This window comes from Hymenobacter sp. H14-R3, assembly GCF_030063445.1.
Classification (GTDB): Bacteria; Bacteroidota; Bacteroidia; order Cytophagales; family Hymenobacteraceae; genus Hymenobacter.
In genome coordinates this window covers 126,059-140,712 of the sequence record NZ_JASITD010000010.1, presented here as the reverse complement: position 1 = coordinate 140,712, position 14,654 = coordinate 126,059, and the positions used below count along the sequence as shown (strand labels likewise).

The window sequence follows — 14,654 nt, the reverse complement described above, 5'->3', positions numbered from 1 at the left end:
CGGGTTTTGGGAGGCACACTAAAATATTACACGTGCTCTGAGAAGGCAATTCGCGGCGTAGTTGCGAAAAGGTGCGTTACTTTGCAGGCAAGTTTCCCCTTAACGCACGACTGCAATGTCTGAAATCGCCGAAAAAGTAAAAGCCATCATTATCGACAAGCTGGGTGTTGAAGCCTCGGAAGTAACGCCAGAGGCGAGCTTCACCAACGACCTGGGTGCCGATTCACTTGACACCGTGGAGCTGATTATGGAATTCGAAAAAGAATTCAACGTCAGCATTCCCGATGACCAGGCCGAGAACATCCAGACCGTGGGCCAGGCGGTTAGCTACCTCGAAGAGCACGCTAAGTAGACCGCAGATTCGAACGGATTTAACGGATTTCGCAGATACGCCCCCACTGCGTGGGCTGACTTATCTGGCTGCGATTTTTGTGGTTCGTTTGGCTGCTGTTTAAGCTTCCCCTTAGAACCGGCCGGCACACTGCCGGCCGGTTTTGTAGTTTAAGGTCGTTTCATCACCGTTTGCAGGTCGCCGCTTAGTCAGCTCGCGTAGCGTGGGCGTATTGAGCGAAATCTGTTAAATCCGTTTAATCTGCGATTTTATGTCGTCAATTCGCCGCGTTGTCGTAACCGGCCTGGGGGCCATCACGCCACTGGGCAGCACCGTTCCCACGTATTGGGAAGGGCTCAAAAATGGGGTGAGTGGTGCGGCCATCATTACCCGCTTCGACGCCACCAAGTTTAAAACCCGCTTTGCCTGCGAGGTAAAGAATTACAACCCAGATACTTACTTCGACCGCAAGGAAGGCCGTAAGATGGACTTATTCACGCAGTTTGCCGTAATTGCCGCCGACGAGGCCATTGCCGACGCGGGCCTGCTCACGGACAACGTGGACAAGGACCGCATCGGGGTTATCTGGGGCTCGGGCATTGGCGGGCTGAAGTCGCTGCAAGAAGAGTGCTTCCAGTTTGAGCGCGGCGACGGTACCCCCCGGTACTCGCCCTTCTTTATTCCGCGCATGATTGCCGACTCCTCATCGGGAAATATTTCCATCAAGAATGGCTTCCGCGGTCCCAACTTCGTCACGACGTCGGCCTGCGCCTCGTCGAACGATGCGCTGATTGCGGCCTTCAATAACATTCGCCTGGGGCTGGCCGACGCCATTGTGAGCGGCGGCTCGGAGGCGGCCATCACCGAATCGGGCGTGGGCGGCTTCAACGCCCTCAAGGCCATGAGCGAGCGCAACGACGACCCGGCTTCGGCCTCGCGGCCCTACGATAAGGACCGCGACGGCTTTGTGCTGGGCGAGGGTGCGGGCGCGCTGGTGCTCGAAGAATACGAGCACGCCAAGGCGCGCGGCGCCAAGATGTACGCCGAGATTATTGGCGGCGGCATGTCGTCGGACGCGTACCACATTACCGCCCCCGACCCCAGCGGCTCGGGCGTGGTGCTGGTCATGCGCAATGCCCTGCGCGACGCGGGCATCAAGCCCGAGGACGTGGACTACATCAACACCCACGGCACGAGCACGCCGCTCGGCGACGGGGCCGAGATTAAGGCCATCGAAACCGTGTTTGGGGCGCACGCCACCAAGCTCAACATTTCTTCGACCAAGAGCATGACCGGCCACTTGCTGGGCGGTGCGGGCGGCATCGAGGCGGTGGCCAGCATTCTGGCCATTCAGCACGGCATCGTGCCCCCGACCATCAACCTGCACACGCCCGACCCGGAAATCAATCAGGCGCTCAACTTCACGCCCAACGTGGCGCAGCACCGCGAGGTGAACGTGGTGCTCAGCAACACGTTTGGCTTCGGCGGGCACAACACATCGGTAGTTTTCCGTAAGCTGACCGCAGATTCAAACTGATTTAACGGATTTCGCAGATGCGGGGCATTGCCCCTGACTCTCTGGCTTTGGTTATTGCTTACTTCAGGAGTTTTGGGTTTACCCACTTAGGTTAGGCTTGGTTCCTGCACTTGAATTGGCTGTCTGATATACTACTATTGGGCAGCCAATTATTTTTTATTGCTTGTTGCCGAGTGGTTTACCACTCCTCATTGTCCTTTGCCCCTTGAAATTAACCTCCTCGCTCCCCCCGCTCTCCCCGCTTCCCCTGAGTCCCAGCCCAAAAGCCAGGGGCGCAGCCCCGTCATCTGCGAAATCCGTTAAATCCGTTTGAATCTGCGGTCATGGCAATACCTCTTTTTGGCCTGTTTCGGCGGCTGCTGGGTAGCGATAAGCAGTTTCGGCAGGCAGTAGCCACCGTTATTGGGCAAGACCCGCATAATGCGCGGCTCTACCAGCTGGCCTTCACCCACTCGTCGGTGGTGAAGCTGGACCCCGGCGCGGGCCGCCACCAGAGCAACGAGCGGCTGGAATTTCTGGGCGACGCGGTGCTGGGTACCGTGGTGGCCGAGTACCTGTTTCGCAAGTTTCCGTACGAGCAGGAAGGCTTTTTGACGGAAACGCGCTCGCGCATAGTTAACCGCGAAAGCCTCAACGCCATCGCCCTCAAGATGGGCCTCGACAAGCTGGTACAGCTCGACACGGCGCAGAGCCGGGTGGCCCGCTCGCGCTCCGTAAACGGCAACGCCCTGGAGGCGCTGGTGGGCGCGGTATACCTGGACCTGGGCTACAAGGCGGCGCGCAAGTTTGTGCTTAAAGGCCTGATTAAGCCCTTTGTGGACGTTACCAAGCTGACTACCACCACTTCTAATTACAAGAGCAAGCTTATTGAGTGGGCGCAGCGCCAGGGCAAGGACGTGCGCTACGAGCTAACCGGCGAGCCCCGGCCGGGCGGCGTAATGGAGTTTACGGCCACCGTGCTGCTGAGCGACGAGGTAATTGCCACCGGCATGGGCCTCAATAAAAAGCAAGCCGAGCAATTGGCCGCCGAGCGGGCGCTGACCGCGCTGGGGGTGTAAGGCATTAGCTTGAGTCGGCTGTCATTGCGCTCGCATTGACAGATAGTTTTACACTTTCCCTCCATTCACATCATGCGCATCGCCGGAGCCGCCCTCAACCAGATTCCCTTTGACTGGGCCCATAACATCCAGACTATCAGCACGGCTATTGCGCAGGCCAAGGCCGAAGGCGTGGAGCTGCTGTGCCTGCCCGAGCTGTGCCTGACGGGCTACAACTGCGAGGACCTGTTTTTGAGCGACTGGCTGCCCGAGTCGGCGCTGGCGCACTTACAGCAGATTCGGCCGCTCACCGAGGGCATTTGCGTGGTGGTGGGCCTGCCGGTGCGGCTGCACCAGCGCACCTACAACACGGCTGCCGTGCTGCGCGATGGGGAGATTCTGGGCTTCGCGGCCAAGCAGTTTTTGGCCAGCGATGGGGTGCACTACGAGCCGCGCTTTTTTGCGCCGTGGGTGGCGGGCGAAACCACCACCGTGGAGCACGCCGGCGAAAGCTGGCCGCTCGGCGACCTCACGTTTGAGCACCTGGGCGTGCGGTTTGGCTTCGAGATTTGTGAAGACGCCTGGCGGCCCGACAACGTGCGGCCCGCCTGCCGGCTGCGCGGCAAGGTTGACTTGATTGTGAACCCGTCGGCCAGCCACTTTGCCATGAGCAAGACGGACCAGCGCTACAACCTGGTCCTCAACGCGTCGCGCAACTTTACATGCACCTACCTCTATGCCAATCTGTTGGGCAACGAGGCCGGCCGCATCATCTACGACGGCGAGATTCTGATTGCCCGCAACGGCCACCTGCTCAAGCGCAACCAGCTGCTGAGCTTCAAGGAAGTGGACCTGGAATGGGCCGATGTGGACTTCAGCACGCCGCTCGAAATGGCTGGCGAGCTGGTACCGCTGCCCGCGCCCGACGAGTACCGCGAGCTCAACCAGGCCATGAGCCTGGGCCTGTTTGACTACCTGCGCAAGGCCCGCAGCCGGGGTTTCGTGCTGAGTTTGAGCGGCGGGGCCGATTCGTCGTTTTGCGCCGTGGGCGTGGCCGAAATGGTGCGCCTGGGCGTGGCCGAGCTGGGCGAGGAGGAGTTTAAGCGCCGCAGTGGGGCGTTTGACGAGGCTAAAACGGAGGTGGTACAAACCGGCGCAGGCGGCGCGGCACACCAAACGGCTATTGATGTAGATAACGCAGCCGAAACCCAAAACCAGAAGCCTGATACCGCCAATCAGGCGCTCGTCAACCACCTGCTCACCTGCGCCTACCAGGGCACGGTAAACTCGTCGGACGATACGTTTAATTCAGCTAAAGAGCTAGCCGACAGCATCGGGGCCCGGTTCTTCGACTGGACGATTGACGAGCAGGTGAGCGGCTACGTGGGCAAGATTGAGGGCGCGCTGGGCCGCCCACTCACCTGGCAAACCGACGACCTGGCGCTGCAAAACATTCAGGCGCGGGTGCGGGCCCCCGGCATCTGGCTGCTGGCCAACGTGCAGAACTGCCTGCTCATCACCACCTCCAACCGCTCGGAGGCCAGCGTGGGCTACTGCACCATGGACGGCGACACGGCGGGCAGCATCTCCCCCATTGCGGGCGTCGATAAAGACTTCGTAAAGAAGTGGTTGCGCTGGGCCCAAACCGAGCTGGGCTACGAAGGCCTGCGTTACGTAAACGACCTGCAACCTACCGCCGAGCTGCGGCCCCTTGCCGATAACCAGACTGACGAGCGCGACCTGATGCCCTACGTGCTGCTCAACCGCATCGAGCGCTTGGCCTTTTATGACCGGCTGGCCCCGGCGGCCGTGCTGGCCCAGCTTATCGCCGAAGACCCCGCCGCCGATGCCGGCCAGCTGCGCGCCTACGTGCGGCGCTTTTACCAGCTTTGGAGCCGCAACCAGTGGAAGCGCGAGCGCTATGCCCCCAGCTTCCACCTCGACGACTACAACGTGGACCCGCGCTCGTGGCTACGCTTCCCCATCCTGAGCGGTGGCTTTAGCGAGGAGTTGGCCGCGCTGTAGCCTGTTCTGCTGAAATAAACACCTTGATTACAAGCTATTTGCATAATTATCAAGGCGAAGGAACGCAGGTTTTCAGTAGTGTTGGTGCCTAACATTTCGTAACGCTGGCCTGGCAAAAGAGCCGGCGTTGTGTGGGCACTTACTTGTCGTTTTGGCTACTATGGCTTTTGGCCTTTCGCTACCTCTTTCCTTTGAGCTGCCGCGCTGCTCCCGGCTGAGCGCCACCGACGAGGAGTTGGTGGCGCAGTTGCAGCAAGGCAGCGAAGCGGCTTTTCGCACGCTGGTGGCCCGCTACCAAAACCGCATTTACCAGACTGCGCTCTCGCTGCTGCATTCGCCGGAGGAAGCGGAAGACGTGGCCCAGGAGGTTTTTATCGAGGTTTACCAAACTATTGCCAGCTTTCGGGGCGAGGCCGCTTTGAGCACCTGGCTCTACCGCCTGGCCACGTCGCGGGCTTTGCGCTGCCGCCGCTGGGCCCACGCCAAAAAGCGCTTTGCCCATTTTACCAGCTTGCTGGGGCTCGATAACCAAGTGCTGCACGAGCTGCCCGACCACGCGCATCCGCAGGCGCTGCTGGAGGGCGCACAGCAGCTGGGGCTTTTGCGGGCCTGCCTCGGCCGCCTGCCGGCCAAGCAGCAGGTTGCGTTTACGCTGCGCCACGAGCAGGAGCTGAGCTATGAGGAAATAGCCGCCGTGCTCGCTACTAGCGTGCCCGCGGTAGAGTCCTTGTTGTTTCGGGCCCGGCAAAAAATTCAGCAATCCCTTCAAGCCTAGTTTCGCCATGTCTAATTCTGACCTACCCCCTGGCTCCGACAAAGACTGGGGAAAACTGCTGCACCAACTGCGATTTCCCCCTCGGGCAGAACCGCAGCCGTTCTTTTACGCGCGGGTGCACGCCCGGCTCCTGGCCCAGGCTGATGCTGCTAACGCCTTGCTACCCAATTGGCTACGTAAGCCCGCCTATGCCGCCGCACTCTGTGCGCTGGTATTGGCTATGAGCGGCGATGGGGCCGTAGCAGCCCCGGCCGGCGCTGGCTACCCTACCAGCAACCCAGCGCAACCGCTGGCTCGCTAAGCAATTTTTTTCCTTGCTCATCCACGCTTAGGCTTCGTGCTGCCTAAGCTCGACACACTTGGCTACGCCGCGGCCATTGCTGGCTCTTAGCCCGTAGCGCTAGTACTTTTGAAGCTTCTTCTCCTTTGCCGTCTATGTCCCCTTTACTCGCCTACATTACTTGGAACGTCTCGCCCATCATTGCCGAAATCGGCCCGCTGCTGCTGCGTTGGTACGGTGTGCTGTTTGCCTTGGGCTTCGTCATTAGCTCGTTTGTAATTACCAATATGTTCAAAAAAGAGGATGTGCGGCCTTATTGGGTCGACGTCCTCACGTTTTACATGGTAGTGGGCACAGTACTGGGCGCACGGCTGGGCCACGTTTTTTTTTACGACTGGCCCGCCTACAGCAAGCATCCGTGGGAGATTTTAAAAATATGGCACGGTGGCCTGGCCTCGCACGGGGCCACGGTTGTCATCCCGCTAGCGGTAATTCTTTTCAGCTATCGCAATAAGTTCGACTACCTGTGGGTGCTTGACCGCATTGTGATTACGGTGGCCATAGCCGGGGCGTGCATCCGGCTGGGCAACCTGATGAACTCCGAAATTGTGGGCAAGCCCACCGATGTGCCCTGGGCTTTCGTGTTTCCGCGCGATACCGAGCACTTGCAAGTGCCCGTGACGCCGCTGCCCCCCGGGGCCGTGCTGGTGCAGCGCAGCCGCCTGCCCAACGGCGAGGACCACACCGAAGTGCTACCCGCTGGCACCGCGCCCGCCATGGGCATGGAAATGGCCGTGCCGCGCCACCCCACCCAAATTTACGAGTCGCTGTTCTGCGTGTTTCTACTCGTTATTCTTTACGGCTTGTGGAATAAATACAAGGAGCGCACGCCGCGCGGGCTGCTCCTTGGCTTGTTCGTGGTGCTGCTCTTCACCTTCCGTATTTTAGTTGAATACCTAAAGGAAAACCAGGTATCGCAGGAAACGGGCCTCATCGCGCAGTATCACCTCAACATTGGGCAATTGCTGAGCATCCCGTGCATTATCATTGGCTTATGGATATTGCTGCGCGCCGGCAAAGACCCCAAAAACCCGTACGGCTACGCCCCACGCGACCTGGCCGAGGAAGAAGCCGCCCAGGCGGCCGCCGCCAAAGTATAGTAGGCACGCGCCACGATGCGTTTGCCGCCGGCCTGGCTGTGTAGCGCTGGCACGCGCCATGGTGCGCGCCTGCCACGCCTCGCTTTGGAACGCTACCTGTTGTTTAACAGAAAAGCCCGCTGCATTTAAGTGCAGCGGGCTTTTCTGTTAAACATATTATGACTTACGCAAAACCGTTTGTCATTACCGCGCTCCACTTCGTTGCGCTCGCAATAACAGGCGCTTTACACATAATGCTTTATAAATCAAACTCATACACATCGCCTTGCTCGGTCGTAATCAGCAGCGTATTCTCGGTTTTGAAGGCTACGCCCTCCGTTTGGCCCGCGCCTTTGAGGCTGATGTGGCGGGGCGGGGCTTTCAGGATTTCGTCCCAGGTATTGCCCTCCAGCACGAACAGCTCTTGCCGCGCCAGCAGCGCGAGGCGGTGGCCGCTGGGGGCCAGCGTGGCATCGGTGACCTGGCCGGGCAGGGCGAGCTTGGTTACGAGCTTGGCGGTGTAGTTGCCGGGGGCTTCGGGCACCGTATAAACCTTGCAGGTGGCCGACTGGGCGCGGTCTTTGGTGAATAAATACACCTGGCCGGCGTGCCAGAGGCTGGCCTCGCAGTCGAAGTTACGCTCTGGCTTGTCAGGCGGAAACGCCGTTTGGTCGGGGTACTTGAAGTTGATTTTACTGACTTTATCGGGGGCGTCGGGGCGGAAGCGCAGGATGGCCAGGTTCTGGCGGTCGTTGTTGTTGTTGCCGCAGTCGCCCAGGTAGTAGTTGCCGCTGGCGTCGCGGCTCAGGCTCTCCCAGTCGTGGTTGGGCGCGCCCAGCGTGAACTCGCCTACCTGCTGGCCGGTGGCGTCCACGCGCCACACGGTGGGCTGCTGGCCATCATCGCCGAAGGTGAAGTAGGTGCCCGCCTCGGGCGCGGCGCACAGGCCCGAGCTTTCCATAATGCCATCAGTGAGCTTGCCCACGCGGCGTAGGCCCTCCAGGGCAACGGCTTGCTTGTCTTTTTTGTGGCCGCCTTTTTTGCCTTTTTTGCCGGGGTGCGTTTGGGTCACGTCCTGCGGCTGGTCGGCGCTGGCGCGGTCACCCTCGGCCGAGGAGCAGGCCGTAGTGAGGAGCATGAAGCCCAGCAGTGGGCGGATAAGGAGCGGGATATACAGCATAGGTGCGCTTGTACGCTAAAATGAGCCTGTTGGCTACACTACGGCACCGGGTCGTGCCCGTGCCCGCCCCACGGATGGCAGCGCCCGATGCGCCGCAGCGCCAGCCGTCCTCCACGCCAGGCCCCGTACTTGCCAATAGCCTCGGCGGCGTAGGCCGAGCAGGTGGGCGTGTAGCGGCAGCTCGGTGGGGTGAGCGGCGAAATAAAGAGCTGGTAAAACCGCACTAGCAAAAGCAGCAAGCGACGAAGCATAAGGCAAAAAGACCGGAGGACCGCGCAAAGTTTGCCCCGGCCGGCCGGGCTGGGCGACCCAAGGGACCGCACGCACGTAAAAATAAAGTTACTAGTATGCATTAGCAGCTGATTGCTAGCAGGCTTATATTTCGACTTTCTTAGCCACGTTGGGGCCTATGACCAAGTATTTACCCTTCCTTGTTATCCTCTTACTCATTACTTGCCCCTTGCTGCACGCGCAGGGCAACGGCCCGGCCGGGCACGGCGGCCGGGCGCAGGCGCTGGGCAATGCCTCGGCCACGCTGGGCGGCGAGGTGTGGGCGGTGGCCAACAACGCGGCCGGGCTGGGCAGCCTCACCCGGCCCACGGCGGGCATTTATTTCGAGAATCGCTACCTCATTCCGAGCCTCAACGTGGCGGCGGTAGCGGTAGCGCTGCCTCTGGGCGTGGTAGAGCCAGCCGCGGCGGGGCTGCCAGCCCGCGCGGGCCGGGGCGTAGTAGGCATTGAGGCCCAGCGCTTTGGGGGCGTTTTGTATAATGAGACGCGGGTGGGCGCGGCCTACGCCTACCGGGTGGGCGTGGTGAGCGTAGGCGGCCGGCTCGACGCGCTGCAAGTGAGCTTCCAGGACCTGGGCAGCCGCCGCACGCTGGCCGCTTCGCTGGGCGGGCAGGCCGACATCCTGCCCCAGCGCCTCACGCTGGGCGCCTACCTCTACAATATCACGCAGGCCAAACTAGCTGATTACCAAGATGAGCGCCTGCCCACCGTGCTGCGCGTGGGCCTGGCCTACCGCCCCGGCAAGCAGGTGCTGCTGCTGGCCGAGGCCGAAAAAGACGTGGAGCGCGATACCGGCGTGAAGGCCGGCCTCGAATACCTGCCCACGGCGGCCGTGGCCGTGCGCCTGGGCTACGCCAGCTTAAGCCAGCAAACTACCGGCGGCGTGGGTTTGCGCGCCGGCGATTTTCAGCTCGACTACGCGGCCGGCTGGCACAATGCACTGGGGCTGAGCCAGTACTTCAGCGTGGGCTGGCAGTGGGAGAAGAGGGAGAATTAAAAATGAGGAATTAAAAATGGCTCTTTGGTGCAAGCGCGCCAACGAGTCTGGAATAAAGAACCATGAAGCATCGGTTAGCCCAGTTTTTAATTTTTAATTTATCATTTTTAATTCCCTACCTCGGGGCGGCCCAGGAATTTCCGCGCCGCGCGCCCGAGCTGGACCGGCTTACGCAGGAGCTTTTTGCCGAAATCCAGACTGACCAGGTGCCTTATGAGGATTTGTACGGCACGCTGCTCAACTACTACCAGTCGCCGCTCAACCTTAATACCGCCACCGCCGAGGAGCTGCGCGCCCTGCCCCTGCTCGCCGAAAAGCAGGTGGCCGCCCTGCTGCGGCACCGCCAGGCCACTGGCCCGCTGCTGAGCGTGTACGAGCTGCAAGCCGTGCCGGGCTGGGACGTGCGCACCATCGAGCGGGTGGCGCCGTTCGTGACGGTGGCCAGCACCCGGCCCAACGCGGTGCGCGGCACCCTGTGGCAGCGCATTAAGCAAGAGGAGAATAACGCCGTGCTGCTGCGCTACGAGCGGGTGCTGCAACAGCGCAAGGGCTACGCGGCCGCCGATACGTTTCAGGGGCGGCCCACGCTGCGCTACCTGGGCTCGCCCGATGCCGTGGCCCTGCGCTACCGCGTGAGCCACGCCCACGATTTCAGCCTGGGCTTCACGGCCGAGAAAGACGCGGGCGAGCCGCTGGCCTGGCGGCCGGGCCAGCGCCAGTACGGGCCCGATTTTGTGTCGGCCCACTTTGTGCTGCACGAACAGGGCCGGCTCAAAACGCTGGCGCTGGGCGACTACCAGCTGCAATTTGGGCAGGGCCTGTTGCTGTCGTCGGGGTTGGCGGCGGGCAAAGGGGCCGAAACCATCACCAACCTGCGCCGCGCCGCGCTGGGCGTGCGGCCCTACGCGGCGCTACTCGAAAACACGTTTTTTCGGGGCGCGGCGGCCACCTACCAGCTGGCCCCGCGCTGGGAGGCCACGGCATTCGCCTCGCGCAAAAACATCGACGCCAACACCCGGCAAAACACCGATTCGCTAGCGCAATTCGATGAATTCAGCAGTAGCCTGCTGCTGACCGGCCTGCACCGCACCGCCACCGAAATAGCCGGCCGCCAGCGCCTGGCCGAAACCGTGGGCGGCGGCCACGTCGGCTACCTCAGCGCCGATGGTCACCTCAGCTTCGGCCTCACGGCGGTAGGCACGCACTACGGCACGGCTTTTCAAAAGCGGGCCGAGCCGTACAATCGGTTCGAGTTTAGTGGCCAAAACAACCTGGCGCTGGGGGCGCACTACAGCTACGGCTGGCGCAACCTGCTGCTCTTTGGCGAGGGCGGGCGCAGCAGCGGCGGCGGCCTGGGCCTGGTTAATGGCCTACTCGCCAGCCTCGGCCCGGCCGTGGATGCCTCGGTGCTGGTGCGGCACTATGAGACTGATTTTCACACCTTTTACGGCAACGCGCTAGGCGAGAACACGCGCAACATCAACGAAAGCGGTTTATATATCGGCCTGAAGGTGAGGCCGCTGGCGCGCTGGGAGGTCTCGGCTTACTTCGACCAGTTTCGGTTTCCGTGGCTGCGCTACCGGGTGGGCGCGCCCAGCCACGGGCAGGATGCGCTGCTGCGCGTGGCCTTCACGCCTACCAAAACCAGCCTGCTCTACGTGCAGTACCGCGCCCGCCTCAAGCCGCTCGACCTGCCCACCAGCATCACCGGCCGGCCGCTGCCGCTGCCCGGCCAGCAGCTGCGCCACTCGCTGCTGCTGTATGCCGACGTGCAGCCCACCGCCCAGCTGGGCCTGCGCACCCGCCTGCAAACCACCTACTTGCGCGCCGACGACAACCAGCCCTGGCGGCGCGGCTTCGTGCTCAGCCAAGATGCCACGGTACAGCTCGCGCGCCGGGTACGGCTCACGGCCCGCTACGCCGTGTTTGATACCGACGACTACGACACGCGGCAGTACGTGTTTGAGCAAGACGTGCTGTACGCCGTGTCGGTGCCCGCGCTCTACGGGCAGGGTACGCGGGCCTACGCCATCGGCCAAGCTACTCTCAATAAGCACTTTACGGTATGGCTGCGCTACGCCGACACGCGCTACCGGCACCAGGCCACCGTGGGCTCGGGGCTGGAAGAAATCAAGGGCGCGGCGCGCTCGGAGGTTACTGCCCAGGTGCGGTATAAGCTGTGAGGGTTGCTTGCTGAGTCGAAAGACAGGTATAAAACTTTCAAGGTGACAGCCAATTTATGCTTATATTTCCTTTGAGTAAAATCCATTAACATAAGCGGAGTTGTCGGACCAGTCTGGGAAAAATGGTGATTTTGGGCTTGGCTGGCCGCTGTGCATAGTGTGGTATTTTAGCAAGAATTCTCGCTTAGGTGCTCGACTCCGTCATATATCCTGGGCCTCAATGCAACGTTTTACTTTCATATGGCATCAACTTGTTGTTGTTCAAATTTTTCGCTGCTTAGTTTTTCCTACTTTCCTGCTATGAAATTCAATTCATTACCTGCTCTAGCCAGCTTGAGTTTGTTAGCTATGAGTACCAGCTGTGAGAAGAGCACAATAACTGACCCTACCCCAGCAGCAGTTTCGGAAAACAGCATTAGTGGCGAATGGGAATGGGTCAAGACCGTTGGCGGGCTGACGGGAAATCAAAACTACACGCCTTCCTCCACAGGCGTAGCTACCATATGGGTATTTAAACCCGACAGCACCTTTCAACAATATGATACCCGACAAGGAGTTACTCAGCTAACAGAATCTACTACTTTTTCCGTCAGGTCAGCTCGTAGTATCTATAATGGGCAGATTACCCAGACTTTACGCATTAATCACCACGTTAGCGGAGGGTCACCTAGTACCTCAGTCATACAGCCAATTACCTATCTCATTGAAGAATTAGGAGCTGAACTAAAAATAGCAGACAATTACGCGGATGGATTTAGCCAAACATACCGCCGTAAATGATATTTTTTAGGTGGCTATTCAAGAGGAGATTTAGCTTTTACATTCTATGAGCGGTCCTTTGCAGAATGTAAATTATTGCTATCCCAACGACTACTTTCTGCTTCTTAGCCTGCGTCATCCTATTGATAGGCGCCGCCATAGGCTACTCACGCGTCCGTTTTTACCAGCACTACCTGGGCGTTATCAGCCTGGCTGATTTTGCGGCGAAAATCCTGATATTCAGAATACTTGGCGGCGGGTAGCGTGGTGCCGCTGGGGCGGCGGGTTTCGAGCAGGCGCACGTATTGCAGGGTGCCATCGGCCAGGGTGGTGCAGGTGCTGGAGTAGGTGCCGTAGGCGGAGGTGAGTTGCGTGGGCTGGGGCAGGTTTTCGGCCCGGAAGCCGGCGGGCAGGTGCAGACGCACGGTATCCTGGTAGAGGCTGGCGGGCGGCAGGGCCAGCGGCGTGAGGCGCGGGCCCACTTGCGCCGGCAGCGCCCCGAGGCGGCCCAACAAGTTGGGCTCCAGCAAGATGCGGCGGCCGGCGGCGGTGCCGATGCTGGCCAGCTCCAGGCCCATAGTTTCGACTACGCCGGGCAAGGCCGGGGTGGGGGCGTTGGCCAGGCGCAGGCTCGTAATGGTGAAGTGACTGAGGCGCAAACGGCTGGAAACGTATTTTTTCTGCTGCTCGGGGTCGGCGTTGTGCAGCAGCTGGGCGTAAGTGTCCTGGGCCAAGCCCAGGCGCTGGGTGCGCACGGTAGCCTTGGCCCCGCCTTCGGTATTGAGCCAGAGGTCGGTGCGGCGCTGCTGGCGGTTGGCTTGCGCGCCGTAGCGGGGGGTGGCAACTAGGCGGCCGCCCTCGGGCGTGAGCAGCAGCGCGTGGCGGTTGCCGGTGAAGGCGCCCATGTAGCCGAAAGCATCGGTCTGGCTGGTGCATTCCAGCCACAGGGTATCGGCCGGTATGGTGCCGTGGGCGGCCAGCGGCATGCACAAGATGGCGTGGTTGAACTGGCTGCTCGGGAAGTCGGCGCGCACGTCGGACGCCCCTTCGCCGGCGCCCACCAGCGCTACGTAGGCCGGCGGCAGGCCCGCGGCCTTCAGCAAGGCGCAGGTGTAGTTGCTCAGGGCTTTGCAGTCGCCGTAGCCGCCGGTGGCCACGGCGGTGGCGGAGGCCGTTTGCCAGCCGCCCAGGCCCAGCTGCACCGACACGTAGCGCGTCGAGCCCTGCAAAAACTCGTACACCTTGCGGGCCCGCTCGCGGGGGTCGGGGGCCACAGTGATGAGCTGGGCCATTTTGGCGGTGAGGGCGGGCGGCAGCGCGTCGCGGCCCTGCCCCAGCTGATACACCCACTGCCCCAGGCTCTGCCACGAGGCCAGCGAGCCGGCGTGGCCCTGCACCTCGAAGGTGGCCGGGGCGAGGTGCACGGCGGGCAGCAACTCATCGAGCGGTGGGGCCAGCGGCTCGCGCTCCAGGGCGGGGGCGGCGGGCAGCTGCCAGCGGTAGGTGGTCTGGTTGCCGGTGGCCACGGGCGCGCTGGCCGCGCCGGCGGGCAGCAGCTGCTCTTGGTAGCGCAGGGGCAGCGCGGTGGGCATGGTTACTTGCAGCGTAGCGCCTTCCAGGGCGAGGTTTTCGGCATCCTGGGGCTGCCAATCGGGGTAGAATAGCGTGTTCTCCGACACAATTTCGTAGTCGAACTCTACCGTGTAGGGCGTGGTGGGCTGGCGCAGGTCGGCGTAGCGCGTGCGCAGGTCGTCCATGAAGCTGTTGCTACCCATGCCCTGGTCGTGTATTTCGGAGGGGCGCAGCTGGTGCAGCAGCTGACCTTGCGCGTTGTACACGGCCCCGCGCAAGTAGCTGATATGCCGCAGACTACTGTAGTCCAGCGCCAGCATCCCGTAGTCGTCGCTGCCCGACTCGTCGAGCACCGTCACCACCTTGTGCACCGTTTTAACCAGCTGGCTGGCCGACTTTACGACCACCTTTTCGTCGTAGGCGCGCACTACGGCGTGGGCGTTTTCGCGTAGGGCCGGGGCAATGGCATCGGCGGGGTACTTGGGGGCGGGCGGGGCCAGTAGCGTCAGCGTGGTGAAGAACAAATAAAGCATAAGTATTTGCTAGTC

12 protein-coding genes are annotated in these 14,654 nt (G+C 61.4%); 9 read left to right on the top strand and 3 right to left on the bottom strand.

Going from position 1 to position 14,654, the window contains the following annotated elements; genetic code table 11:
• The first annotated feature begins 115 nt into the window (after positions 1-115).
• The 6 genes from QMK33_RS11330 to lgt all read left to right on the top strand — a co-directional run bounded on the left by QMK33_RS11330 (position 116) and on the right by lgt (position 7,145).
• Entirely contained in the window at positions 116-352 is a 237-nt protein-coding gene (locus QMK33_RS11330; RefSeq protein WP_068229068.1) for an acyl carrier protein, read from the top strand.
• Between the two features lie 250 nt (positions 353-602).
• Positions 603-1,868, top strand: coding sequence for a beta-ketoacyl-ACP synthase II (gene fabF / locus QMK33_RS11325; RefSeq protein ID WP_283564697.1), 1,266 nt, complete (start codon positions 603-605; stop codon positions 1,866-1,868).
• Between the two features lie 323 nt (positions 1,869-2,191).
• A complete protein-coding gene (gene rnc, locus QMK33_RS11320; RefSeq protein WP_283564696.1) occupies positions 2,192-2,926 on the top strand; it encodes a ribonuclease III in 735 nt (244 codons plus the stop codon).
• Positions 2,927-2,998: 72 nt separating this feature from the next.
• Entirely contained in the window at positions 2,999-4,930 is a 1,932-nt protein-coding gene (nadE, locus tag QMK33_RS11315) for an NAD(+) synthase (protein ID WP_283564695.1), read from the top strand.
• Between the two features lie 160 nt (positions 4,931-5,090).
• Positions 5,091-5,705 carry an RNA polymerase sigma factor gene (locus QMK33_RS11310; protein WP_283564694.1) on the top strand — a complete coding sequence of 205 codons (615 nt, stop codon included), beginning with the start codon at positions 5,091-5,093 and terminating at the stop codon, positions 5,703-5,705.
• A gap of 435 nt (positions 5,706-6,140) precedes the next feature.
• Positions 6,141-7,145 (top strand): prolipoprotein diacylglyceryl transferase, encoded by a 1,005-nt coding sequence (gene lgt / locus QMK33_RS11305; RefSeq protein WP_283564693.1) that lies wholly within the window; start codon positions 6,141-6,143, stop codon positions 7,143-7,145.
• A gap of 238 nt (positions 7,146-7,383) precedes the next feature.
• On the opposite strand, the gene QMK33_RS11300 is transcribed toward lgt, so the two are convergent.
• On the bottom strand, positions 7,384-8,304 hold the full coding sequence (locus tag QMK33_RS11300; protein ID WP_283564692.1) for a hypothetical protein: 921 nt from the start codon (positions 8,302-8,304) through the stop codon (positions 7,384-7,386).
• Between the two features lie 38 nt (positions 8,305-8,342).
• Positions 8,343-8,555: a membrane protein insertion efficiency factor YidD gene (gene yidD, locus QMK33_RS11295; RefSeq protein ID WP_283564691.1), complete on the bottom strand. Its 213-nt coding sequence runs from the start codon at positions 8,553-8,555 to the stop codon at positions 8,343-8,345.
• A 158-nt stretch (positions 8,556-8,713) separates the two neighbouring features.
• On the opposite strand from yidD, the gene QMK33_RS11290 reads away from it, so the two are divergent.
• The 3 genes from QMK33_RS11290 (at position 8,714) to QMK33_RS11280 (ending at position 12,555) form a co-directional block, all read left to right on the top strand.
• Positions 8,714-9,592: a PorV/PorQ family protein gene (locus QMK33_RS11290; RefSeq protein WP_283564690.1), complete on the top strand. Its 879-nt coding sequence runs from the start codon at positions 8,714-8,716 to the stop codon at positions 9,590-9,592.
• A gap of 62 nt (positions 9,593-9,654) precedes the next feature.
• Positions 9,655-11,775, top strand: a complete 2,121-nt coding sequence (locus QMK33_RS11285) for a helix-hairpin-helix domain-containing protein (RefSeq protein WP_283564689.1) — start codon at positions 9,655-9,657, stop codon at positions 11,773-11,775.
• Between the two features lie 300 nt (positions 11,776-12,075).
• Positions 12,076-12,555: a hypothetical protein gene (locus tag QMK33_RS11280; RefSeq protein ID WP_283564688.1), complete on the top strand. Its 480-nt coding sequence runs from the start codon at positions 12,076-12,078 to the stop codon at positions 12,553-12,555.
• A 146-nt stretch (positions 12,556-12,701) separates the two neighbouring features.
• Here QMK33_RS11280 and QMK33_RS11275 read toward each other — a convergent pair whose 3' ends face one another.
• Positions 12,702-14,639, bottom strand: coding sequence for a transglutaminase family protein (locus QMK33_RS11275; RefSeq protein ID WP_283564687.1), 1,938 nt, complete (start codon positions 14,637-14,639; stop codon positions 12,702-12,704).
• Positions 14,640-14,654: the final 15 nt, after the last annotated feature.

Coding starts and splice junctions, on each gene's coding strand:
- yidD (WP_283564691.1), bottom strand. CDS start 8,555: ATGCTTCGTCGCTTGCTGCTTTTGCTAGTGCGGTTTTACCAGCTCTTT.
- QMK33_RS11300 (WP_283564692.1), bottom strand. CDS start 8,304: ATGCTGTATATCCCGCTCCTTATCCGCCCACTGCTGGGCTTCATGCTC.
- rnc (WP_283564696.1), top strand. CDS start 2,192: ATGGCAATACCTCTTTTTGGCCTGTTTCGGCGGCTGCTGGGTAGCGAT.
- QMK33_RS11290 (WP_283564690.1), top strand. CDS start 8,714: ATGACCAAGTATTTACCCTTCCTTGTTATCCTCTTACTCATTACTTGC.
- fabF (WP_283564697.1), top strand. CDS start 603: ATGTCGTCAATTCGCCGCGTTGTCGTAACCGGCCTGGGGGCCATCACG.
- nadE (WP_283564695.1), top strand. CDS start 2,999: ATGCGCATCGCCGGAGCCGCCCTCAACCAGATTCCCTTTGACTGGGCC.
- QMK33_RS11330 (WP_068229068.1), top strand. CDS start 116: ATGTCTGAAATCGCCGAAAAAGTAAAAGCCATCATTATCGACAAGCTG.
- QMK33_RS11310 (WP_283564694.1), top strand. CDS start 5,091: ATGGCTTTTGGCCTTTCGCTACCTCTTTCCTTTGAGCTGCCGCGCTGC.
- QMK33_RS11280 (WP_283564688.1), top strand. CDS start 12,076: ATGAAATTCAATTCATTACCTGCTCTAGCCAGCTTGAGTTTGTTAGCT.
- QMK33_RS11285 (WP_283564689.1), top strand. CDS start 9,655: ATGAAGCATCGGTTAGCCCAGTTTTTAATTTTTAATTTATCATTTTTA.
- lgt (WP_283564693.1), top strand. CDS start 6,141: ATGTCCCCTTTACTCGCCTACATTACTTGGAACGTCTCGCCCATCATT.
- QMK33_RS11275 (WP_283564687.1), bottom strand. CDS start 14,639: ATGCTTTATTTGTTCTTCACCACGCTGACGCTACTGGCCCCGCCCGCC.